Genomic DNA, 25,314 nt, shown 5'->3' with positions numbered 1-25,314 from the left:
TTCAAATAAAAATTAGAAAACGAGGCATGATTACCATAAACATTCCCTATAAGAGAAAGTAATGCTACAAATCAAAAAACTACTGAGCAGAACATTGCGCCTAAGGGAGTACAATGCTTAAATAAAGCACTCAAATCACTGACTAAATAAAAATTTTTGCATGGAACATCAATATTCTCTCTAAAAGTTGTTCATTTCTTCAATAGCTATGTTAGATAAGCTAGCTGAACATTATAATGACTGTCACTATTAAAATATCCACGTCAAATGATCAAATCTGACATAGCAAAATTAAGAACATTATATTCTCCTTAATTTCACACATATACCTTTTTAAATGAAGATTTCAACAAGGTTAAAAATACATGCTTCAGCATCTGAAACCTATCATTTATTCGGGACATCAAAGAACCTGTATATTTCTGTTGCTTGGATGTATAATTTATAATAACATTCAAAAGTATTATATTTACTTTTAATGGTCATGCAACATATCAGCCAACCCACTAAATCTTTGGGTTTTATTCCTTATTGCTCGCTCTAAGCTTAAACGAGTGGTATAAAGATCGAGTCGATCTTTCGCACGTGTTACTCCTGTATACACAAGTTCTCTCGTCATAACAGGCGTTGGTGTTGGCGGTAAGACCAAAATGGTATGCGAAAACTCTGATCCTTGTGATTTATGGATTGTCATAGCATATGCTGTTTGGTGCTGAGGTAAACGACTAGGTAAAAACGCCTTGATTGAACCATTTGACATTTTAAATGCCACACGAAGTCTATCATCTTCTTGTACCACAATACCGATGTCACCATTGTATAGTCCTAAGCTATAATCATTTTGTGTTATCATTATGGGGCGCCCTCGATAAAAAAGCTCTTCACTCGGCGCAATGAGATATTTTAAAACTAAAGCTTCTTCAATTGCATGATTCAAACCCACAACACCAAATGGTCCATCTGTCAACGCGCACAGTAAGCGGATTCGGGTGAAGTGCTCCATTACTTTCACCATATCTTCACCACCAACTAACGCTTTTAAGTATTGGCTATACTCATTGACAGAGCGATGAATTGCTGAGGCATACACATCACCATTTAAATCATGCAGAGTAATATCTTTATATCCTGCTGTTAGTACCTGCTGCAAACGGCTAGTATCACCTAAATTAATAGCGTTCGCTAACTGACCAATACCTAATTTTGAGTGAAAACGATAACTCTTCCGCAATAGACAAACACCATCAGTAACAACTTGTGCTGCCGATGTAGTTGGTAAGGCAAAGTCAGTCAGTGCTTCCAGCAACTTAGCGCGCGGCGCGCTATAATTATTTTCAGCATTGGCACAAATATCACCTAACACCGCTCCCGCTTCTACAGAAGCCAGTTGATCGTGGTCACCTAGTAAAATAACACGCGCATGATCTGGCAATGCAGATAGTAACCTCGCCATCAAAGGCAAATCCACCATTGAAGCTTCATCCACCACCAAAACATCTAGGTGAAGACGATTGCTCTCATGATGATGAAACTCAACACGATTTGGGATAGCACCCAGTAAACGGTGGATCGTTGTCGCTTGAATCGGTATCTTTTCTCTAAGCCTAGGTTCAACATGTAATAAAGTCACTGCTTTCCCAATAGATTCCGTCAAACGATTCGCCGCTTTACCTGTCGGCGCGACCAATTTAATGTCTAGCCCATTGGTTTTATCACTGTTATAAATAAGCGCAGCAAGTAACTTAGCCACAGTAGTGGTTTTGCCTGTTCCTGGACCTCCAGATATTACAGCAAAGCGATAACTTAATGCTACCGCAGCAGCTACTTTTTGCCAATTTAATCTTGCATCTTCTGGTATTAACGCTAATAAAACATCATGGGACGCATCAGCATTAAGTTGCGAATCTAATGTAACAAAGTCTATTTTTTCAGGGACAACAATATCCAAGTAGTCCACCAGCTTTTGTTGACGTGACTCAAAAGATAACTTTGCGTGATTATTCCAATCAATATAATGCACTTTTAACCCTAAAATATCGGGTATAAATAATTCATTCAGAATAATCTTCACATTAACGGAAAGTTCGATCTTCACTGTACGCTTTTTAATCTCTTCCGCTATTATACGTTCAGCTTGCCAGTATCTATGAAGATACAAGCGAGTACCATCTAGAACTAAAGGAGTTGGCGTGCTCCCATTATCCACCACCGAAGTTGTCAACAATGTCTCTATCGCATTTTTTGACTCAAGCAATGCCGCCACTCTTGCAGACTCAGCCGCAGATAAGTCAAAGAGTTTCGTCACATCGAGCGAAGCAAGATCGACACATACATTGCCTTTCCCAAGTTCAAAGCTAACCAATGCAGCCCATCCCACCACTGGTGAATTTTCATCGTCCATTTGCTGACTGATGAAATGCGCAAACTGATAATCAATAGCTCTCACCGTACCGCGCATATAAAGATGCTTAAGCAACTCCATGCTTGTCATGATGCTATTCGTCAGCATGGTCTCCCCCCCATACTTGAATAGCGTAATCAAATTTTCGATCAATCATTTTGGTAGTTAAGTATAAAAAATACCGTGACATACTCCGACCTAGATACCACGAATAAATACTACACACAAAAAAGTGTTTCAAAATCATATGTTAATTCAAAAAATGATGAACCGCCAATGCAGAAAGTGAAGATTGAAAGTCATAATGGTGATTTACCATCGTATTCACCGGAGCGTTTGTAGTGTCTTTAACTCCCAGTCGAACACGTCACAATGCCCACTTCAAAAAGGCATCAAATTAATGAAATTTTTAAAGATACTACAGACAACATTAAAACTTAATTCATTCACACGTATCAATAGTGAATTATACTGTTGAATTTGGAGACTCGCAGTATGACACTGCAAAGATCTCTGATGGACTTGGTGTTAACCAACATTTTATATCAACATACATTCCTCTTGCACTACAAGTCAACCTGCTAATTTTTTAGGTGATATTTATGTGCATGGTGACGGTAATTATTATGATAATACATATGGAACCGGCTCCGATGATGATTGAGGACTACTGGGAGCACAGGTATCAATTTGGTACCAGCAATAGGCCCTGATTTAGCCTTAGAAATAGGTTATTAAAACCTTGGTAATACAAAGACTAGCACCATTTCAGCCGGTGTGAAGCTCAATTTCTAAGTTGTATTACATGTATATGTTGCTCGCCATGCCTAGCTCGGCCAACTTCTTTAACGCTTTTATCATGGCATAAGTTTCGCTAATTTGAACGTTGTGATTTTTTAAGTTTAACGTTCCTCCTAGGAATTTTTTAACTCAAACCATTGTTGGCTCTTCTAGGAAGCATTTATGGTAACCGACTTTACTGCCGAAATAAGGAAACTAAATATTTAAGCAACACCCTAAACAATTAGGTTCACTTAAATATTCAAGTCTATACATAATCTTCGCTACAACACAACTAACTAGAAGCTGTATAATCAAGCTTTAGTCAATAGCGGCTCACTAACATTGAAGAAGTGATTCAGCAATGAAATCAAACTAAGCCGGGTAATCATAGAAGACCTCATTTATTGAGCGACTTAGCCGTTACGACAGCTCTCATGCTCACTCGTATATTTTGCATGCCATTAAGAAAGTTGTAAGAACTCATTAATTCTGCTTTCAAACTTGTTCAACTGCCATTGTCATGCTCTCATTATTCATGCATTAGCAGGCGAGCCAAAACGACTAACGTGGCATTTGAGCCGAAGACTAAAGGACCCATTTAGTACTTGGCCCTCAATTTTACAGGCCTCAGAGTCTACGAAAAAAACGAAAGGGAAATAAAAAAACATGGCACTAACGGTTAACGTCAAGTTAAGCGCAAGTTACATTTAGCAATAGATATAAATACGTATGAAATCATTACTGCTGAATTAAATTCATTCAATGTGACTGATGGAAAAGTGCTATCTAATGTGCTCAAACAGGTTCGTTGAAGAATCAATAAAATATCAGGCGATAGTGCTTACGACACCAGATACTTTGACGAAACCGTTCGTATTAAACGAACGATTTCACTTATCCTACTAAGAAAAGCAACAATTTTTGGGAGAACAAAATTATTCTCACAGTTTAACGGTCTGTTACCAGTAGTTATACAGTTCACATTAGCATTTAAAAATGAGGCATAGTTACCATAAACGTTCCCTAACAGAGGGATAATATTTTGAATCAAAAAACTCCTCGGAGGAACATTGAAACTAAGAAATGATAATGTCTAAATTAACGAAACCTATGCAATAATAAAAGCATTAAGTGAGCTGATAGCACTAAGTATGCCTAAAATAAAAGCGGACGCCTAATAGTTAACCATGTTGAATGTTACTATCACACTACCAGACATTGCAGACCATTTAATATTTATAATAAATAATAACTTTCAGGTATGCAAGTTTGCATCTTCAAGTTTATTGAATATATAAGGAACAATAACTATGTTGAAGTCTATTAATCCGACGCAAACTGCAGCGTGGAAATCGCTTGCAACACATTTTGAGGATGCACAGAATTTAACTCTTAGCTCACTTTTTGCCAATGATCCTAACCGTTTTCAGAAATTTTCTGTTACTTTTGGTGATAATATTTTGTTAGACTATTCAAAAAATCTTATTGACGAAAAACTTCTTGATAAGTTATTTGCATTGGCTGATCAAACTGAGTTAAAAGCAGCCATTAGTGCATTGCTAGGTGGAGATAAAATCAATCAAACTGAAGACCGCGCAGTATTACATACGGCACTTCGTAATCGCAGCAATACTCCAATCATTGTTAATGGCGAAGACGTCATGCCACACGTAAATACGGTGCTTGAAAAAATGAAAATATTTTCTGACTCTGTCATTAGTGGTAAGTGGAGAGGTTATACAGGAAAAAACATCACAGATATAGTCAACATTGGTATTGGTGGCTCTGACCTTGGTCCTTATATGGTGTCAGAAGCACTGGCTGCGTACAAAATGCGTCTTACTTTACACTTCGTTTCTAATATTGATGGTACACATATTGTAAAAACATTGAAGGATTTGGATCCAGAGACCACTTTGTTCTTAGTGGCATCAAAAACCTTTACTACACAAGAAACAATGACTAATGCATTATCTGCACGTCACTGGTTTCTTGTGAAAGCTGGTGAGCAAATACACGTAGCTAAGCATTTTGTAGCTCTGTCTACCAATACAAAATTAGTGGCAGAGTTTGGCATTGATACAGACAATATGTTTGAGTTTTGGGACTGGGTCGGTGGCCGCTATTCACTGTGGTCTGCAATTGGTCTATCTATTTGCTTGGCAGTTGGCTATGATCGTTTCGTCGAGTTATTGGCTGGCGCGCATGACATGGATAACCATTTTCAACAAGCGCCTTTTTCTAAAAATTTGCCTGTTATACTGGCACTGCTTGGTATTTTGTACAATAATTTCTACGGTGCAGAGACAGAAGCTATTTTACCATACGATCAATCAATGCACCGCTTTGCAGCTTACTTTCAACAAGGTAACATGGAATCTAACGGTAAGTATGTGGACCGTGATGGTTTAGTTGTTACTTATCAAACAGGTCCAATTATTTGGGGCGAACCTGGTACTAACAGTCAGCATGCATTCTATCAGTTGCTCCATCAAGGCACAAAAATCATTCCTTGTGATTTTATTGCGCCGGTAATTAGTCACAACCCTTTGGGTGATCATCATTCCAAACTAATGGCGAATTTTTTCGCACAAACTGAAGCTTTAGCATTTGGTAAAACACGCGTGCAAGTAGAAGCGGAATTTGTTGCGGCTGGTAAAACGATTGAAGACATGACTGCTATTGTGCCATTTAAAGTATTTAAAGGTAATTGTCCAACTAACTCAATTTTGGTTAAGCAAATCACCCCCCGGACATTAGGTGCGTTGATTGCGATGTATGAGCATAAGATTTTTGCGCAAGGTGTCATCTGGAATATCTTGAGCTTCGATCAGTGGGGTGTGGAACTAGGCAAGCAATTAGCTGATCAAATTTTACCTGAACTATCAGGTCAAAGTAAGATAGAGAATCATGACAGTTCTACTAATGGTTTGATTAATACATTTAAGCAATGGCGTGCATAAATTGCCTTTTTATAAGTGTGAATTCCACAAAAAACAATAAATACCGCGAATAGCGGCGTTTATTGTTTAATTTATAAAACCATTAATCATCAAAACAAATTTCAATGTAGGCTCTCCCGAACTCGGAATTAAATGGCATAATAATAATTTGACCTTCGCACTTATGCGTAATGGTGTGATCACGCCCTGATACCACAATTGGTGTTGCCATATCAAAATCAAAACCTTGTTCGGATAATTGACATTTAGCACCACCAGTTACCATATTAGTGATTTCACCGACCATATCAGTGACATCCGCATTAATAAAGGTGGGTCTTTCGCCCAGCATACGGTTCATTATTTCTAGCGCAAGTTTTTCTTCAAATGTAACTGAAAGAGATCCTTTTGTTTTTGGACCAACCATGCCAATTAAACCTGACACATCGCCTTTTGCAACTTCCGTGGTTTTTAACTGCGGCTTCTTTGGTGTAATTTCCAGTTGCGCCATAGTCATCAGGACATTGACCAAAGAAGACAAAAATGGATTTATAAATTCTGCACGCATAATATTCGTTTACCATCCTAATACATCTAATGTGTCATCACCTGACAATACTGACAAGTACCATGTGTTTCAATTACGTGATGGCTTACAGAAAAGCCTTCTTGACGTGCTCTTGTCTGCAATGCCACAGAAAGAGAATCTGCATGGCATTCTTCAACAGTACCACATGAATCACAAAACAGCAGTTGTGAACAGTGTCGCGCATGACCAGGCAAGCAGCAAGCTATAAAGCTATTAGTCGATTCAACTTTGTGCACAAACCCCTGAGAAAGCAAAAATTCAAGTGCTCGATACACTGTTGGTGGCTTAGCTTTAGGCTCTGTCTCTCTTAAAATATCCAATAAATCATAGGCACTAATTGCCCGCTTACTTTGGATAATTATCCCATATACCCGTTCGCGTTGTACGGTTAATCGTACACCCCGTTTTTTGCATAATGTTTGAACGTTGGATATTAGCTTTAAAAAATTGAGCATAAAACCTCAAAAATCAGGCTGAAGGATTCATTCTACCACAGCAAAGAAAACACATATCAGCAATGCCGTGGCTATAATAGCCTTTATGTAATTGTAGCCACAGATATTATGTGTGCTTGCAGCTTATGCCGTTATCTTTTAAATCCTAAAAGAAAGCATGACTTTATTTTCTAAGTAGGGGCATTAGGGGCATTCAATGATCAATCTACGCTTTAAACAGCTAGGTTTAGAGGGTTAATTGAAAAGCAGTTCCCTAATTTAAAAAATATAACTAGTTATTATAAACATTTTTTTAGCAAAAATAGTAATGGTTCGAGTCACAAGACTACTGGGAGGAACATTGATCCTAGGAAAATACACTGCTTAGATTAGCAAAATCTATGTCCTGATAAAAACATTAAATAAGCTGACAGGACTAGGTATCTCTAACACGAAAACGATTATCTAATAGTGAATCATGTTAAGATTTTTTATCTGAACTCAAATTAGGAAACGAATCCTCGCGTTCAAGGCGAAGGCTAAAAGAACCATCCCGCACTTAGCCATTAATTTTACGGAGCTAAAAATCTACAAAGAAAGCGAATAAAAAAATAAAAAATAGTACTGATGGGAAACGGTGAATCTGGCCAAGTCACATTTAGCAGTAGCTATAAATACACATCAAATCATTACTGCTGAGTTAAGTGCATCAAATGTGATTAACGGTGAAGTACTACTTAACTTCCTCCAACAGTCACATCGAAAAATCAATAAAATATTAGGCAGCTGTACTTGCGACATCATACCATATTATGAAACCATCCATATTAAACAATTAGTTTTACGCATCCCACTAAGAAAAGAAACAATTTTTTTGAAAAAATATTATCCGCGTCATTTAGCGGTCAATTATATATGGTTTAAATTAGCCTTAAGAAATAAGGTATGATTACCATAAATGTTCTCTGTCAGAAACGGCAATGTTTCAAATCAAAAACTGCTCAAAGTGATATTGAGCCAAAGGAATAAGAATGCCTAGGTTAGGTAACTAATAAAATCATAAAAACGTTAAAGAAACTAAAGGGCTAAATATATCTAAAATAAAAGCGATTATTTAATCACTAATCATGTTGGGATTTGCTATCTAATTTCAAATTAGGGAACCAAGCCTAAAGCTGCTAAGAAAAATAACGGCATTCTTGATGGAAATAAAAAATAGTAAACCATTCGCTCTTAAATGAGTGGCTTCAGTTAAATGCAAGATTTACCTAAAACCTTTTTCTTTTTTTATCATGTCATATGCCGTTTGAATTTCTTGTGCCTTTTGTTTTGCTATTTCCATCATTTCTGGCGGCAAACCTTTAGCTACTAGTTTATCAGGATGATATTCATTCATCAGCTTGCGATGAGCACGTTTAATTGCTTGTCCATGCGCAAGTTCAGTAACACCCAAAATTTTATACGCATCATGTAGCCTATTGGATGCATTCTCAGGAGGCCAATGTTGCTGACCACTTTGACCACTATATTGGTAGAACTTAAATGTGGCATCTTGCATTGTAAGGCGCTGCTCAAGTTGCTCTTGAGAAAAGCCTAATACATTAGCCACCGTATAAAGAATTTGACGTTCACTCGGATGAATTACGCCATCAGCATACGTAGCTTGAATTTGCAATTCCAAGAAAAACTGGAGTAAATCAAAACGTTCGCCGCAGTGTCGACGCATATCATTGAGTACATCTTCTAGAGGAAAACTTCTATTTTGACCCTCTCGAAAGGCCTCTTGAGCTAATCTGCGAGCTTCGCCTCGTAAATCCATGCGATCCATGATCTCTGAGGCTAAACGGATTTCATTCTGCGTCACCCTCCCTTTAGACTTAGCAACATGCCCCATAACGGCAAAAGCACCATGAAAATACGTTTGCTGACGTTGTTGCTGATTGCCGCTTCCTACCCCTCCGCCAAAAACAATATTTTGTTTTGCTTTGTCAAATTTATTTCCTAAAAAAAGGCCTAACAGTAAGCCAGGTATATTCCCCAATAGGAAGCCAAAACATGCCCCCAGTACTTTCCCCCAAGCCATCATTCATCTTTCTCTATTGGTTAATTTATCTTATTTACCCTAGACAGCCAGAAGCTGACAGATGCAGCATGTACACGTAGTTATTGAAGGTGCTTTATTTGTAATATGATACAAGACCATTCTATAAACTATACAATTTACTTTAATTAATAACCAAAAATAAACCCCCGCGTACGGCATAATAAAATTTATACTAATTATGTGAGTAATCTCGTAAATAGGTCCTTGCCACATTTTAAGGTTGAATATTATAATAATTTCATAAGCATTGAGTGCTCATCAAAAAATAGTGTTACGCCATATTGAAGGCTACAAATTATCAGCAAAACTATCCTTTGAAAAAAGTGATTAGTTATGTTATCTAATGTTAATATAAACTAAAATTTTAATAGAGAACTTTACTGAGGATACTTTTTATCCTTTACATCAAGTCATACGCGATATGAGGGCATATCTTAACATTAAGAATATAATTTCAAACATGCATAAATAGCTGCGTTACAATTATTTTAATTACAAAATGTATTAATTATACCACACCTATATAATAAAGGCAACTTTCGAAGTCTTAATCGTAGTTTATAAAGCAGTTTTATTCTCTAACTTAGGGAACTAAATTTTCAGTCAACATTCTAAACAGTTAGGCTCACTTAAATATTCAAATCTATGAACAATCTTCGCTACAAAACTATTACTGGAAATCATATAATAAAACTGTAATCAATCGTGGCTCAATAACATTCTGGATTGATGAAGAAGCCATTTAGCTATGGACTCTACGAGGCTCAAAATCTACGATAAAGGAAAAGGGAAAGTAAAAAAGCATGGTACTGATGATAACAGGCCAATCTAGCGCAAGTTGCATTTAGCGATAGATATAAATTCACATAAAATTATTGCTGCTAAGTTCAATGCATCAAATATAACTGGCGGTGAAGTGCGACCTAACTTACTCAAACAGATCCGTCGAAAAATTAATGAAATATCAGCCTATGGTGCTTACGACACCAGACCATGCTACGAAACCATTCATATTAAACGAGTAGTCCCACTCATACTACCAGAAAAAGTAGCAACTTTTGGGAAGCAAGGTCATCAGCGCAATTTGGCGATTAGTTACCAAAAATTATACGGTTTGAACCAGCATTGAAAACGAGGTATCGTTACCATAAACATTCCCTATTATAAACGACAATGTTTTGAATTATAAAACTAAGCGGAGGGACATTCAGTTTAAAAGATTATAGTGCTCAGATTAGCGAAACTTACCCCGTGACCAAAGCGTGAAATAAGCTGACTAGGCTAAGTATGTCTAACACAAAAGTAATGATTTGATCGTTAATCATGTTGGGATTTGCTATCTGAACTCGAATTAGGCAAAAAAGTCACTTTAGCCGAAAATGTGGGCGTTGTAATCCCTGAGGTCTAATGTCTTTCCGAGTAATTTTATTACTCAAAATATTATCGCCTATGATCTACTTTATTTCCTGTATTAAGGAACTTAATTACCAATCTATGCTCAAAATAACTAAGCTAACTCAAATATTCAGGTCTGTGCATCAATTTTGCTGCAAAACAACTAACTGGAAGCAGTATAATCAAATTTTAATTGATTGGGCTCCCTAATATTTTGAATTAGTGAAGAAGCCATTCAGCTATGGCATCAAACTAAGCAGGGTAATTATGGAAGACCTCATTTATTTAGCAATTTAGTCATTACAGCGATCCTCATAGTTAAACGCGTATCTTCAATACCATTGAGAGGTCTGCAAAGATTCATTAATGTTATTGTCAAGCTTGCTTAACTGCCATTTTCATGCCCTCACTATTCATGAATTAGCAAATGAACCAAAGCGATTAACATCGTAATCAAGAAAAAGACTAAAGGAATCATCTAGCACTTAGCCATTATTCTCAGAGGCTAAAAGCTACGATGGGAACGAATAAAAAGCAAAACAGTATGGTACTAATAAAAAATGGCAAGTTTGGTGCAAGTTGCATTTAACGGTAGCTATAAATATGCATACAATCATTATGGCTGAGTTAAGTGCATCATATGTGACTGACGATACAGTGCTACCTAACTTCCGTAAATAGACCCACCGAAGCATCAATAAAATATCAAGTGATAGAGCTTACGACACCAAAAAATGTTCCGGAACCGTTCGGATTAAACGAGTAGTTCCACTCATACCACTAAGAAAGGAACGATTTTGGGGGAATGAAATCATCTACATCATTTAGCGGTTAGTTATCAGTAATTATGTTATTCAAATAAACATTAGGAAACGAGGTATGGTTATCATAAACCTTCTCTATCAAAGAGGGCAATGTTTCAAGTTAAAAGCTCCTAGGAGGAATATTGAATCTAAGGGAGCACAATGCTCAGATTAGCGAAACCTATGATCTAATAATGAGAGCATGGAAACAGCAGTTAAATAAATTAAAAACAAAATGCATGAATCCTTGAGACCCATCAATGGCATTGAGAATAGACGTTTCACCATGAAAGCCGTCGTAATGGTTAAGTTACTAAATAAACGAGGTCTCTCGTGATAATGCGGCTTAGTTTAATTCCATGATGAAATAGCTTCTTCATCCATTCAAAATATTAGTGAATCACGATTGATTAGCCCTCGATTATACTACGTTCAGTTGTTTTTTGTGGAGTAGCTTACTCATATATCTAAATATTTAAGTGAGCCTAGCTGTTTAAAATATAAATTGATAATTTAGTTTCCTGATTTAAAAATAAAGCTGCATTCTAATATCGAAAGAACACTGATAGAATAAATATTACTTTGAGTAAGGCTCTCTCCATCATACTTAAGGTATTAATCACATTTGAAAATATTAAGTAAAATATTTATATAATTGAAATTTATTACTATAGTAGAGGAATAATTACTCATAATGAAAAAAGTATGCAACTTCTCAGCTGGTCCTTCAATGTTACCACAAAAAGTTTTGGTAAGTATCCAATCAAAATTAGCAAACTGGGATGGAATTGGTTCGTCAGTCATGGAAATATCTCACCGCAGTAAAGAATTTTTGATGATTGTTTCTGATGCAGAAAAAGCTCTCCGTACTTTGCTGTCTATTCCTGATGACTACCATGTTGTGTATTGTCAGGGTGGAGCACGAGCACAATTTGCGGCAGTACCAATGAACCTTCTCGGCAATAACACTAGTGCTGACTATATTGATACTGGTTTTTGGGCTAACAGTGCGGCTCAAGAAGCGAAAAAATACTGTACACCAAACATAGTCAAGGTGCTAGCCACGGTTGATGGAAAGCGCACAGTATTACCAGCTAAAAGTTGGAAGTTGAGCTCGGACGCAGCGTATATCCATTTTTGCTCAAATGAAACGATTGATGGCATCGAAATTCGGGATCTGCCTGAGACTAATAAGCCAATTGTTGCAGATATGTCTTCAACGATTTTGTCTCGTCCAATCGATGTATCTAAGTATGGCGTGATTTATGCTAGTGCTCAGAAGAATATTGGTATTGCAGGCATTACGCTAGTTATTATTCATGATGACTTACTTGGTAAGGCAAAAACATTTCTCCCAAGTGTCTTAAACTATACCACGCTTGTTGATAAAAAGTCAATGTTCAATACTCCTCCTACTTTTAGTTGGTATCTGGCGGGTGAAATTTATAAGTGGCTTCTTGCCCAAGGTGGCGTTGAAGCAATACATATGAAGAATGAAAAAAAAGCAGCTCTACTGTATGATTGTGTTGACACATCAAATTTTTATTTAAATAATATTCATGAAACTAATCGTTCTTTGATGAACATTCCGTTCCAATTGACGAATTCTGAATTAGAATCTAGTTTTTTGGTAAATGCACAAGCACAATACCTTGTCGGATTAAAAGGTCACCGTAACGTGGGTGGAATACGCGCTTCTATCTATAACGCTATGTTGCTGGAAGGAGTTCAATCTCTTGTAGATTACATGAAAACATTTGCAAAGGACCACACCTAATTTCACCGTACATTGCATTTTTATAAAGGCATCTAAAAATAAATTTTTATATTTATCAAAAACCTTTATATTATAAATATGTGGCATTATTTTTTAAGTCAAGGAACTAAATAATTACTTTCTATCTAACTAACTTTATTTACCAATTCGCATTTAGATAGCAAATCCCAACATATCACTATTAGACGATCACTTTCGTGTTAGGCATATCTAACTCTATCAACATCTTTAACATTTTATCATGCCGTTGATTTCACTAATCTGAGTTGCGTAATTCCTTAAGCTTGATGTTCCTACCAGTAGTTTATTGGCTCGAACCATTGCTATTTTTGTTAAGGAACGTTGGTGGTAACCAGCTTTATTTCCTAAATAAAGAAATAAAATTCTCAATCAACACTCTAAATAATTAAGCTCACTTAAATATTCAGGTGTATGAACAATCTTCACTATAAAATAACTAACTGGAAACAATATAATCAAGCTTTAATTGATCATGGCTCACCAATATTACTAGATTAATGAAAAAGTTATTCAGCTATCGAATCAAACTAAACCGGATAATCATGGAAAAACCTCGTTTATTTAGCGGTTTAGCCACTACAATGGCACACATGGTGAAATGCGTATTTACAATGCATTAAGAAGTCTTCAAGGATTTCTTAATTTTGTTTGCAAACTTGCTCAGCTACCATTGTCATACCCTCACCATTAATGCATGCACAAGCGAGCCGAAGCAATGAACGTCACGTTCAAGACGAAGAATAAAAGAAGCAAACAGCACTTAGCCATTAATTTTACGGGGCTCAAAATTTACGGTAAGAAGCATGAAAAATAAAAAGGCATAGTACTGATGGGAAACGGAGAGTCTAGAGCAAATTACATTTAACGGTCAGTTACCAGCAATTATACAGATAATCTCATTCCCATAAAGTTATTTTTTCTTGGTAGGATGAGTAAACCCGCTTTTTTGATATAAAGGGTTTTGTAAGATTGTCTGGTATCATAAGCGCCATCACTTGATATCTTATGGATTCTTCGATAGGTTTATTTTAGCAAGTTAGGCAGCACTTCACCTTCAGCCACACTTGATGCAGTTAACGCAGCAGCAATTATTTCATGCGTATTTATACCTACCGCTAAACATGATTTACGCCAAATTCACGATTCCCCATCAGTGCCATGCTTTTGTACTTTCCCGTCACCCTCTCTATAAATTTTTAGCTCCGTAGAATCAATGACTAAGTGCCGGATGGTTCCTTTAGTCTTAGTCTTAGTCTTAGTCTTAGTCTTAGTCTTAAAGATAACGCCAATCGTTTTAGTTTGCTTGCTAATACATGAATAATGATGGCATGACAACGGTAATGGGGCAAATTTGAAGACAGACCTTATGAATCCTTGCAGTCCTCTTGATGGCAGTGAAAATACACGTTTAACTATGATAACCTTTCGTAATAGCTAAGTCGCTAAATAAGTTAGGTTTCCATCATGATCCTATTCATTTGATTCTATAGTTGCATGGCTTCTTCATCAATTCAGGAGATTAGTAAGCCACTATTGATTAATAGCTTAATTATATTGCTTTCGGTTAGTTATTTTGTAGCGAAATTTGTTCATGTACCTGAATATTTAAGTGAGCCTAGTTGTTTAGAGCATAAATTGGTAATTTAATTCCCTACTGCAGAAAACAAAGTCGGTTACCATAAACATGTCCTAGCAGAAACGGCAGTGTTCTCGAATCGACAAGCTGCTCGGAGAAACATTGAGCCTACAGGATTGTAATGCCCTGACAGATGAAACCTCCGTAACAATAAAAGCTTTAAGTCAGCTGACTAGACTAGTGATGCCTGAAACGAAAGAGATTATTTAATCGTTAATCATGTTGAAATTTGTTATCTACATTTTAATGAGTAAATAAAATCGAGCAATGTCTACACGCATATTTTATTTGAACTAAAATATATGTCATTTTAAAAAAAGAGACGCCAATGCTCTCACTTTATGTATTTTTCCAATGTTCAGTGCAGACGTTTTACCTCATGCACATCTTGCACTCGCTTGAGTCGACCTACTACGCGACTTAAAATTCCCAGGTAACTGAGCTCTAAATCAAAGTCTATGATTGATATTTCTTGCTTATAATGGGCGCGACTTTGCATGCCAAAAATTTGCACTTTTTCAATAGTCAGTGCATTCGTAAGATCTTTGATTAAACCATTTCGTTCAGTCACTAACACGCGCACTCTAATTTGAAAAGTACCATTAAAATTACCTCTCCACACTGTTTCAATAAAACGTTCAGGGACATGATGACGAAGTTCTTTAAGCCTATCGCAATCCGCGCGGTGAACAGAGATACCCCGACTTCGAGTGATATAGCCTGTAATTACATCACCCGAAATAGGCTTACAACAATTGGCTAGGTGCGTCATTATGTTATCGACTCCTTTCACCACTGCATCACGGCGTATTTTTTGTGCAGTTGTCGACGTTTCTGTTCGGTTAAATTTTTTAAAAAGATATGGCTTTACTTTAACTTTGGTAGGTTTATTTACCAAAAAATTAATATAATGTAACACTTGATTGATACGTAAGTCGCCACTACCGACCCCCGCATAAACTTCTTCCAAACTGTTCATGTTAAAGCGTTTCACCACGAGTAATGCATCTTTACTGGTAGCACCAATTTTTGCGAGCTCAGTACCGAGCATTTCTTTGCCTGTAATAGTGTCGTTAACACGTGATTGCTTACGGAACCATGCGTTGATTTTCGCACGAGCACGACCTGAATTGACGAAACCTTGCCTAAAGTTTAGCCAATCACGTGAAGGGTTTGATTCCTTTTGCGTAATAATCTCAACTGTATCACCCATTTGCAGGTGGTATGTGAATGGTACAATGCGCCCTTCCACTTTTGCGCCAATGCAGCGATGACCCACTTCAGAGTGAATGTGATAGGCAAAATCCAAGGGTGTGGCACCAACCGGTAAATTTACAACATCACCACGAGGCGTAAATGCATACACACGATCATCAAAAACTTGGCTACGTAACTCATCCAGCATTGTACTAGAATCAGACATTTCTTCCTGCCACTCAAGTAGTTTACGTAACCAAATGATTCTCTCGTCGCAACAGCTATGGCTTGCAGTGGCACCTTCTTTGTATTTCCAGTGAGCCGCAACCCCTAACTCAGCATTCTCGTGCATTTGTTTGGTGCGTATTTGAATCTCAACTATTTTGCCTTCCAGCCCTAACACAACAGTATGGATGGATTGATAGCCATTCGGTTTAGGATGTGCCACGTAATCATCAAACTCTTTGGGGAGGTGGCAGTACTTGGTGTGTACCACACCTAATGCTGCGTAACAGTCCTGCAGCTGGTTTGCAATGATACGCACGGCACGCACATCAAAAAGCTCACCAAAATTAAGATTTTTTTCCTGCATTTTTTGCCAGATGCTGTAGATGTGCTTTGGCCGACCATACACCTGTGCGTTAATGTTTAAAGCTTCCATTGACTGCTGCAAATCTGTCACAAACACATCAATATATTGCTCGCGATCTATACGCCTTTCAGCCAACTGTTTAGCAATCTGTTTATAGGTAAAAGAATCCTGATAGCGAAAAGCATAATCTTCAATTTCCCATTTAAGCTGGCCAATACCCAAACAATTTGCAAGTGGAACATAGATATTTGCACACTCTTTTGCAACGGTTCGGCGAACTTCATCTGGTTCATTTTTCACTTGTCGTAAATGGGTTATACGTTCGGCAAGCTTAATAACCACACAACGCAAATCATCAACCATCGAGAGTAACATGCGACGGACATTATTGATTTGCGTTGATGCTGCAGCTGCTCCAGTTGTTGCATTTAAATATCGAATTGTTGCCATTTTTTGAACGCCATCAACTATTTTCGCAATGGCATTGCCGTATTTTTCAGTCAATGCTTCGTTGTCTAACAAACCTTCTTCCACAACGGAAAAAAGAAGTGCGGACAATAACGTCTCCTGGTCCATACTCAATGTGACAAGGATCTCAATCATTTCACGCCCACACCAAAGTGGTTGTCCGAGACTATCTTCATTACTCAATGACTGACAATGACGATAAGCATTAATCAATGTCTCAGAAACAATGGTTTCTTGGGCTAAACTATCGACCCAGCTTTTAAGAATAAATTCTTTACTATTAAGGTGCGCGCTACGAATTGCGACCATTTTATTATCCTGTATTTTATATCAATACACTCAAATCATTTCAATATTAAAGAAGGTTCGAGCATAAACCAGCATACCATCCTGATTGTCAGTGTTTTGCAGTCTATGCTGTTGACTAACATTGCCATTGACTCTAAGTACCATATATGATATTTTTTAAGTATCATTGTACATTTAATACATTATGTGATACATTTGATGAAATTAAGTAAAATTTTATTATATTTTCGTTTATCTAGTCTATTTGCTTAGCATCAAGTTCTAGATTGACATAGAAAAGATTACATTGGTTAATTTCCTTACAACTAGCGTTTTTGCTGGGGTGTGTAACCATGGCTGCAGTCCATTTAAACTTCGCCATTTTAATGCTTGTTTTACCAACGGTAAACTCAAGTTTATAAGACTGCATAACAAGTCAAAAATGCGAGCATGCGATGTCGGCATTAGTCACATCAATGCTTTGTGACTATTTATTCATTAATCTAAACACCCACTTGTATAAAATTTCACAGTTCAAAAACTAGCAATAAAGCATTCAACGCAGATGTCGATTATTCAAGGTTTTTTTAATTTAAGTTCAGATAAAACATTTCCACATGGCTAGCTATTAGATGAGCACTTTTGTTTTAGGCATACCTAATCCTATCAGCTTATTTAACGCTTTCATCATTGCGTAAGTTTCACTAATCTGAGAATTGTGATCTCTTAAACTCAATGTCCTCCTGGAAGTTTTTTAACTCAAAACATTGCTTCTAAATGACTATAGTCTCCAAATTAGTAAAATTTATGCCACGATGAAAGCGTTAAATAAGCCTCCAGAGCTGGGCATGCCTAAAATAAAAACGATCATATGATCGTGAAGCATGTTGGAGTTTACTATGTAAACTCGAATTAGGAAACAAAGCCACAAATTACACTAATAATTCAGCATATAATCAGTGACTAATAGTAACAAGTCATACGAACATAGAAATACAATCATTAAATACGGATATGTTAGGATATTAACCTAACATATTCACTTTTCCTCAATATTAATCACCTTATGAAATGTATTTTTTATAAAATATTTAATTGAATTTACTATAAAGTATTTATTTTTTGTCTGGATTGCATCAAAGAATAAAGTGCACAATCAAGAATAAAAATCATAGCAACTAGTCTCGTAGCTGCTAAAGCAAAATATCATGGGATCAGACAAATAGTTTTGGGTTGCAGGTACTAGTGAGGTTAACTTGACCAATTTGAGTCATGCGATTGCCCAACTTAGTGAGGCATTGGTTACCTTGTCTACAACTCAACCGCGGTTAAACATACCTTTGTTACTGCCCGACGGAATTGATCCGATGGAATGGCTGAATGCACAATCGTTGTTTCCTAAGTTCTATTGGCAATCACGTGATGGTCATGAAGAAACCGTTGCACTTGGACAAGTTCATACTTTTTCAAACCCTTTCATCGCAGAATTAGCACTTGTTGAAGGACAAAAAATTTGGGGTGGACGTTCTTTTGATGGCAGAACAGAACATAATCAATGCTGTGCACAATTTTTCTTTTTTCTGCCGCAGATAGAACTATCTCGTATTAACAATATATGGACATTGTCTTTAAATGTAGGTGATGATATCCAAAAATCATACGCTGCAATCACTCAATTGTCTGATGCTGTTATCTCGCTGGGTAACCCAGAATGTAATATTATGAGTATCGAACATTCCCCGGTATTTCCGCAATGGGCGAACATTCTGAACAAAGCATTGGCAGAAATTCACGCCACTGACTTGCAAAAAGTAGTGTTGGCTAGACAAACATCGTTAACTTTAGATCGCAATATTTCAGCACTTCAATTATTAAAAGCTAGCCGATCACAAAACGGGGCTAATTTTCATTTTTTGTTTGCACTTGATGAAAAGCACTGCTTTATTGGGTCCACACCTGAACGTTTGTTTCATCGTCATCATCATAAACTACACACAGAAGCACTGGCAGGGACCATTGGACGGGGAAAAACAGCTCAAGATGATCATGCCTTGGCACAGTGGTTGTTTAGTGATCCCAAGAATATCTACGAAAATCAGTTAGTGGTTAAAGATATCGAAACTCGCCTTGCTAAGTATAGTATTAATCTTGAGGTGGAGGCATCACCGCATCTTATTCGACTTCGCAAAGTGCAACACCTAAAACGTGATATTGCTGCAACATTGAAGAATAATATATCTAGTTCTACCTTGCTTGAAATGCTTCAGCCTACGGCAGCTATTGCAGGCCTTCCTCGTGACAACGCAGTTAAATTTATTACCGACAACGAACCTTTTGCTCGTGGCTGGTACAGTGGTTCGATCGGTTTTTTTGGCCATAATCGCAGCGAATTTTGTGTTGCAATACGGAGCGCATTAATAATGGGAAATACACTACATCTTTTTGCAGGAGCAGGGATTGTGCCTGGTTCTGAGCCAGAAACAGAATGGGAAGAATTAAACAAAAAAATATCAACCCTCATGAACTTGTTAAAACCTGCACCATTACCATGTAAAAATGCAAAACCAATAGCTAAAGCGTCTGGTTTAGATATTGAGATGGAAAAAAGAGCGGGATGAAGCAATCTACTCTCAATCGCATCTGGGCAAAACTAATGCTTATGTCATTACAACGTGCTGGTATAACAGACATCTGCATCGCGCCGGGTTCTCGTTCTACGCCATTAACGCTCGAGGCTGAAATTTTAAGGAAAAGCGATGATTTTTCATTACGGCTTCATACCCATTTTGATGAAAGAGGTCTAGGTTTTCTAGCTCTTGGGTTGGCAAAAGCATCAGATAAACCCATTGCAGTAATCGTAACGTCAGGCACTGCGGTAGCAAATCTTCTTTCTTCGGTTACGGAAAGCCACTTAACTCGCGAGAAACTTATATTGTTAACCGCTGATAGACCTACCGAGTTGATCCAGTGTGGTGCTAATCAGGCGATTAGCCAACTCAACATTTTTGGCGAACATGTGGATTTTAGCTGTAATTTGCCTTCCCCTTCTGAATTGATAAGCCCTGCTTGGCTATTATCGACGTTAGATGAAAAATTGTATGCACAAGCCCAGGCAGGAGGCAGTTTTCACATTAATTGCCCCTTCCCCGAACCTTTATATGGAGAATTGGACATAGCCAATAGTTACCTTCTGCCCGTAACTGCATGGCTTGAAAGTAACGTTCGATATTTAACATTTGTTAAAACAGAAACAAAGAATTTATGGCTGAATACCTCGAGTATCATTATGCATTGGCAAAATGTTCAGTGTAAAAAAGGAATTATCATTACTGGACGCTTATCGCGAAAAGAGCGACGTGTAATTCAGGTTTTGTCGAAAAAGTTAGGTTGGCCACTTCTTTGTGATCCTCAATCTGGAATGGGGTCTGACTTTGCAGGTTTTGATGTTTGGATGCAAAACCAAGCATGCTTTAATTTACTATGTCAAACGGCTGTTATTGTACAATTTGGTAGTCGATTAGTTTCAAAACGCCTAGGGCAGTTTATGGCCAAATTTAAAGGAGATTATTGGTTAGTGGATAATCATCCGGGCCGTCTTGATCCGAGGCATCTACAAGCTTTTCGTATTATTGGAAAGCTAGATTGCATTGCAGAGCAACTTATTATTAACACAGACGACATCATCAGGCCTACATCAGATGTGACTAACTGGTGCCGCGCATTAGCATCGGCCAGTAAACGTTATCAGACGATGATTCAGGAGAAACTTGAAATGTCAGCATCTATTTCTGAACTTGCAATGGCGACGGACTTTACAAATTGGATTGATACTTGCAGTGACCTGTTTATCGGCAACAGTTTAGTAATTCGTCTTCTTGATATGTGTGCGTGTTTACCCGATATAAATGTTTATGCTAATCGCGGCGCTTCAGGCATTGATGGTCTTATTGCGACAACATCTGGGATTCAACGCGCAAATCAACGCTCAATGGTGTGTCTGCTTGGTGATATATCTGCACTTTATGATTTAAATAGTTTTGCGCTCTTATCGCAAAATTCTCACCCTCTTGTTATCATTGTCGTAAACAACAACGGCGGTGGCATATTCGACATGCTACCTGTGCCGCAAGAAAGCAAAGATGCGCTTTACCGTATGCCACATGGTTTCGAATTTTTACATGCAGCCGCTATGTTTGGTTTAGGCTATAGTAGGCCAATAACCTTAGAAGAAGGACGTCGTATTTGTCTTGAAGGTCAAAAAAAACCAGGGACATTGCTTATGGAGATTTGTGTTCCAGCGGGAGAATCCGGTGAGCAACTAAAGACTCTATTCTCTGATGTTGCAAGTGCTACGTTAATTAACTAAATAATAACCGTTGAGATCATGTATTTAATACGGCGATTATGCATTAAAATTTTTACTAAAATCATCGATAAACACAATAAACATTTAAAAAAGCAGGTATTTTACACTACATTTAGTCTAAGGAATACATGATTCACCATTGACATGTAATGAATAAAGGCGACATGCTTGCTGTAAAATTAAAAAAGAAAGTAGAGAAGCCAATACTAGTTTAGGTAACCAATCTTCACATAATTTACTATTAGACAATGCTCAAATTAACGGAACGATCTTTTAATAGTTAATTATACTGGGATTTGCCATCTGAACGCAAATTAGGAAATAAAGCCATTGCAAGTTGAAATGGAAAGGATTAGCTGGTTTTATTTGTGAGTTAGGTACGCTGGGAGGTATTGACCTGTCCTTGTAAATACACCAACGTAATGGTAAGCCTCAATAAATCAGAACAACAGCACAGTAAATGCTATTATTTAATTATTATCATTTAGTTACAAAGGGACTTTGGAGAAATGTTATGGTAGTGCAAACACAATATACATTTAAAGGACTGATGTTTGTTCCACCAGTTACAGTACGAGAATCTGACGTATTAACCGCAGAGGCCATGACTTTCATTGATGCGCTTGTGACACGTTTTGCTGATCATATTCCGTCATTGCTTGAAGCAAGAGATGTTCGCCAAGCTTATTTTGATAGTGGCGAATTGCCAGATTTTTTGTCTGACACGTCTAACATCAGAGACAGTGATTGGACGATTCTAGGTATTCCTTCGGATCTTCAAGATCGACGATTAGAAATCACGGGGCCACCAAAGCGAAAAATGATAATCAATGCACTGAATGCAAACGTAAAGATTTTCATGGCTGATTTCGAAGACTCATTCTCACCAGAATGGAAGTCTGTGTTAGATGGACAACGTAACTTGATGGATGCAATTAATGGCACTATTTCATATAAAAACCTAACCAATGGTAAAAAGTATACGTTGAACGATGATCCTGCGGTATTGATGTGTCGTGTCCGTGGCCTTCATTTGAAAGAGAAACATATACTATATAATGGTAAGGCCATTCCAGGCGCGCTGTTCGACTTTGGTGTATACTTCTTTCACAATCACAAAACGTTGTTAGCTAACGGTTCTGGTCCTTATTTCTACTTACCAAAACTCCAAGGACACAAAGAAGCAGCTTGGTGGAGCGATGTGTTTTATTTTACTGAGGATCAGTTTAATTTACCACATGGCACTATTAAAGTAACAGTATTGATTGAAACCTTACCTGCTGTGTTCGAGATGGACGAAATTCTCTTTAAGCTGAAAGATCATATTGTGGCACTAAACTGTGGACGTTGGGATTACATTTTCAGTTACATCAAAACATTAAAAAATCATCCGGACCGTATTTTACCAGATCGTGAGGTTGTCACAATGGACAAACCTTTCCTAAATGCCTATTCGCGACTGCTCATTAGTACGTGTCACCGCCGAGGCGCAATGGCTCTGGGTGGAATGACCGCCTTTATCCCGTCGAAAGATCCAGAGAAGAACACGCAGGTACTGGATAAACTTCAAACCGATAAGTTACTGGAAGCAAATACTGGTTACGATGGCACATGGGTAGCACATCCTGGCTTGGTTAACACTGCAAAAGCGGTGTTTGATGCAGCATTGGGCGATCGTAAAAATCAACTAGATGTAATGCGTGAACAAGATTCTCCTATTACCGCTAATGAATTGCTTGCGCCTTGTGAAGGTGATCGCACGGAAGATGGAATGCGTCATAATATACGCGTTACGGTGCAATACATCGAAGCGTGGCTTTCCGGTAACGGTTGTGTGCCGATTTATGGCTTGATGGAGGATGCTGCTACGGCTGAGATTGCGCGAGCATCAATTTGGCAGTGGATCCGCCATGAGCAATCACTTAGCAACGGCAAAAAAATGACCACCCATTTCTTCCGTGCCTGTTTGACCGAAGAGATGGGTGCACTAAAAGCAGAATTAGGGAATGATGTATTTAAAAATGGGAAATACCAGCAGGCAGCCAGTATGCTGGAACAGCTGACAACAAGTAATGTGCTAGCTGATTTCTTAACGTTATCTGGATACGAATGGTTAGATTAAGTTAACCAAAGGTAATTGGAGTCCAAGATCTTTCAAGCCAAACTTAGTAAGATATTGAGAGAGGAAATCACAATGACGATGACAAGGCAACAGCAAATTGACGCACTAAATACCGACTGGATAGAGAACTCACGCTGGGAGAATGTAAAACGAACGTATACGGCAGAAGAAGTTGTTACACTGCGTGGTTCTTTTATTCCTGAGCAGACGATTGCTCAACGTGGGGCTAATAAATTATGGAATTTAGTAAATGGTTCTGCAAAAAAAGGATATGTAAACTGTTTGGGCGCATTGACTGGTGGTCAAGCAGTGCAACAGGCAAAAGCCGGTATTGAAGCCGTTTATTTGTCTGGTTGGCAGGTAGCAGCAGATAACAACACCGCATCAAACATGTACCCTGACCAATCTCTTTATCCTGTAGATTCTGTTCCTGCTGTGGTTAAGCGCATTAATAATTCATTCCGTCGTGCAGACCAAATTCAATGGTCCAAAGGTGGCGAACAGGGAGAAGGTACAGATTATTTCCTTCCAATCGTTGCGGATGCAGAGGCTGGCTTTGGTGGTGTGTTAAATGCCTATGAACTAATGCGTTTGATGATTGAAGCAGGTGCGGCAGGTGTTCACTTTGAGGACCAATTAGCAGCCGTAAAAAAATGTGGTCATATGGGTGGAAAAGTCCTCGTTCCTACTCAAGAAGCTATTCAAAAATTAATCGCTGCGCGTCTTGCTGCGGATGTTGCTGGTACTACCACTCTTATCATTGCACGTACCGATGCGAATGCAGCAGATCTTTTAACCTCTGATTGCGATTCATACGATAAAGAGTTCATCGTAGGTGAGCGCACTGCAGAAGGTTTTTATAAAGTACATGCGGGTATTAACCAAGCCATTTCACGTAGTCTAGCATATGCACCGTATGCAGATCTTCTCTGGTGTGAAACAGCAAAACCTGATTTGAATGAAGCTCATCAGTTTGCGGAAGCAATTCATTCTCAGTACCCAGCTCAACTGTTGGCGTACAACTGCTCGCCTTCATTTAACTGGGAGAAAAATTTAGATAAAAATACCATTGCTCGTTTTCAGCAAGAACTGTCAGACATGGGTTATAAATACCAGTTCATTACCCTCGCTGGCATTCATAACATGTGGTTTAATATGTTTGACTTGGCCCACGCTTATGCACAGGGTGAAGGTATGCGCCACTACGTTGAAAAAGTACAGCGTCCCGAGTTTGAAGCAGAAAATTGTGGTTACACCTTCGTGGCACACCAACAGGAAGTGGGCACTGGATATTTCGACACCATGACGAATATCATTCAAGGTGGTCACTCTTCAGTGACCGCTCTTAAGGGGTCTACTGAAGAAGACCAATTTTAATAATACAAAGTAATACTCT

At 37.9% G+C, this 25,314-nt stretch carries 13 protein-coding genes and 6 pseudogenes; 11 read left to right on the top strand and 8 right to left on the bottom strand.

Features of this window, described 5'->3' with window-relative positions; translation table 11 throughout:
• Nucleotides 1-475: 475 nt before the first annotated feature.
• Nucleotides 476-2,491 carry an exodeoxyribonuclease V subunit alpha gene (gene recD / locus BTN50_RS06370; protein ID WP_096619546.1) on the bottom strand — a complete coding sequence of 672 codons (2,016 nt, stop codon included), beginning with the start codon at nt 2,489-2,491 and terminating at the stop codon, nt 476-478.
• 996 nt (nt 2,492-3,487) lie between these two features.
• On the opposite strand from recD, the pseudogene BTN50_RS06365 reads away from it, so the two are divergent.
• Both BTN50_RS06365 and pgi read left to right on the top strand, forming a co-directional pair.
• A pseudogene (locus BTN50_RS06365) lies at nt 3,488-4,362 on the top strand (IS5 family transposase).
• A 132-nt stretch (nt 4,363-4,494) separates the two neighbouring features.
• Complete coding sequence (pgi, locus tag BTN50_RS06360; protein ID WP_096619447.1) at nt 4,495-6,147, top strand: glucose-6-phosphate isomerase; 1,653 nt, start codon at nt 4,495-4,497, stop codon at nt 6,145-6,147.
• An 82-nt stretch (nt 6,148-6,229) separates the two neighbouring features.
• On the opposite strand, the gene BTN50_RS06355 is transcribed toward pgi, so the two are convergent.
• Both BTN50_RS06355 and zur read right to left on the bottom strand, forming a co-directional pair.
• Entirely contained in the window at nt 6,230-6,694 is a 465-nt protein-coding gene (locus tag BTN50_RS06355; protein ID WP_096619446.1) for a chemotaxis protein CheX, read from the bottom strand.
• Nucleotides 6,695-6,720: 26 nt separating this feature from the next.
• A complete protein-coding gene (zur, locus tag BTN50_RS06350) occupies nt 6,721-7,170 on the bottom strand; it encodes a zinc uptake transcriptional repressor Zur (protein WP_096619445.1) in 450 nt (149 codons plus the stop codon).
• A gap of 616 nt (nt 7,171-7,786) precedes the next feature.
• On the opposite strand from zur, the gene BTN50_RS09775 reads away from it, so the two are divergent.
• Nucleotides 7,787-8,098 carry a hypothetical protein gene (locus tag BTN50_RS09775; RefSeq protein WP_151897956.1) on the top strand — a complete coding sequence of 104 codons (312 nt, stop codon included), beginning with the start codon at nt 7,787-7,789 and terminating at the stop codon, nt 8,096-8,098.
• A 315-nt stretch (nt 8,099-8,413) separates the two neighbouring features.
• Here BTN50_RS09775 and djlA read toward each other — a convergent pair whose 3' ends face one another.
• On the bottom strand, nt 8,414-9,235 hold the full coding sequence (djlA, locus tag BTN50_RS06345) for a co-chaperone DjlA (protein ID WP_096619444.1): 822 nt from the start codon (nt 9,233-9,235) through the stop codon (nt 8,414-8,416).
• 856 nt (nt 9,236-10,091) lie between these two features.
• Here djlA and BTN50_RS12365 point away from each other — a divergent pair.
• Together BTN50_RS12365 and BTN50_RS06335 are read left to right on the top strand one after the other, a co-directional pair.
• Nucleotides 10,092-10,382: a hypothetical protein gene (locus tag BTN50_RS12365; protein ID WP_394336749.1), complete on the top strand. Its 291-nt coding sequence runs from the start codon at nt 10,092-10,094 to the stop codon at nt 10,380-10,382.
• Between the two features lie 365 nt (nt 10,383-10,747).
• A pseudogene (locus BTN50_RS06335) lies at nt 10,748-11,702 on the top strand (IS5 family transposase).
• On the opposite strand, the pseudogene BTN50_RS11335 reads toward BTN50_RS06335, so the two are convergent.
• A pseudogene (locus tag BTN50_RS11335) lies at nt 11,672-11,862 on the bottom strand (transposase); the annotation flags it as partial. The pseudogenes BTN50_RS06335 and BTN50_RS11335 sit on opposite strands and share 31 nt — an antisense overlap.
• Nucleotides 11,863-12,145: 283 nt before the next feature.
• Between BTN50_RS11335 and serC the strand changes: the two are divergent.
• Both serC and BTN50_RS11330 read left to right on the top strand, forming a co-directional pair.
• Nucleotides 12,146-13,228, top strand: a complete 1,083-nt coding sequence (serC, locus tag BTN50_RS06330; protein ID WP_096619443.1) for a 3-phosphoserine/phosphohydroxythreonine transaminase — start codon at nt 12,146-12,148, stop codon at nt 13,226-13,228.
• Between the two features lie 432 nt (nt 13,229-13,660).
• A pseudogene (locus BTN50_RS11330) lies at nt 13,661-14,095 on the top strand (transposase); the annotation flags it as partial.
• A 69-nt stretch (nt 14,096-14,164) separates the two neighbouring features.
• Here BTN50_RS11330 and BTN50_RS11325 read toward each other — a convergent pair.
• From BTN50_RS11325 to BTN50_RS11320, 3 genes and pseudogenes are all read right to left on the bottom strand, one after another.
• Nucleotides 14,165-14,842: pseudogene (locus BTN50_RS11325) on the bottom strand (IS5 family transposase); the annotation flags it as partial.
• A gap of 401 nt (nt 14,843-15,243) precedes the next feature.
• Nucleotides 15,244-17,451 (bottom strand): GTP diphosphokinase, encoded by a 2,208-nt coding sequence (gene relA / locus BTN50_RS06320; RefSeq protein WP_096619441.1) that lies wholly within the window; start codon nt 17,449-17,451, stop codon nt 15,244-15,246.
• Between the two features lie 607 nt (nt 17,452-18,058).
• Nucleotides 18,059-18,166 (bottom strand): annotated as a pseudogene (locus tag BTN50_RS11320) (IS5/IS1182 family transposase); the annotation flags it as partial.
• A gap of 520 nt (nt 18,167-18,686) precedes the next feature.
• Between BTN50_RS11320 and BTN50_RS06315 the strand changes: the two are divergent.
• The 4 genes from BTN50_RS06315 (at nt 18,687) to aceA (ending at nt 25,295) form a co-directional block, all read left to right on the top strand.
• Nucleotides 18,687-20,048, top strand: a complete 1,362-nt coding sequence (locus tag BTN50_RS06315) for an isochorismate synthase (RefSeq protein WP_096619440.1) — start codon at nt 18,687-18,689, stop codon at nt 20,046-20,048.
• Nucleotides 20,045-21,796 (top strand): 2-succinyl-5-enolpyruvyl-6-hydroxy-3-cyclohexene-1-carboxylic-acid synthase, encoded by a 1,752-nt coding sequence (gene menD, locus BTN50_RS06310; RefSeq protein ID WP_096619439.1) that lies wholly within the window; start codon nt 20,045-20,047, stop codon nt 21,794-21,796. Before BTN50_RS06315 ends, menD begins: the two co-directional genes overlap by 4 nt.
• 514 nt (nt 21,797-22,310) lie before the next feature.
• Entirely contained in the window at nt 22,311-23,918 is a 1,608-nt protein-coding gene (aceB, locus tag BTN50_RS06305) for a malate synthase A (RefSeq protein WP_096619438.1), read from the top strand.
• Between the two features lie 72 nt (nt 23,919-23,990).
• Nucleotides 23,991-25,295: an isocitrate lyase gene (gene aceA / locus BTN50_RS06300; RefSeq protein WP_096619437.1), complete on the top strand. Its 1,305-nt coding sequence runs from the start codon at nt 23,991-23,993 to the stop codon at nt 25,293-25,295.
• The last annotated feature ends 19 nt before the right edge of the window (nt 25,296-25,314 follow it).

This window comes from Candidatus Enterovibrio altilux, assembly GCF_002381345.1.
Classification (GTDB): Bacteria; Pseudomonadota; Gammaproteobacteria; order Enterobacterales; family Vibrionaceae; genus Enterovibrio; species Enterovibrio altilux.
The sequence above is the reverse complement of the archived record's forward strand: the minus strand, read 5'-3'. Positions and strand labels throughout refer to the sequence as shown.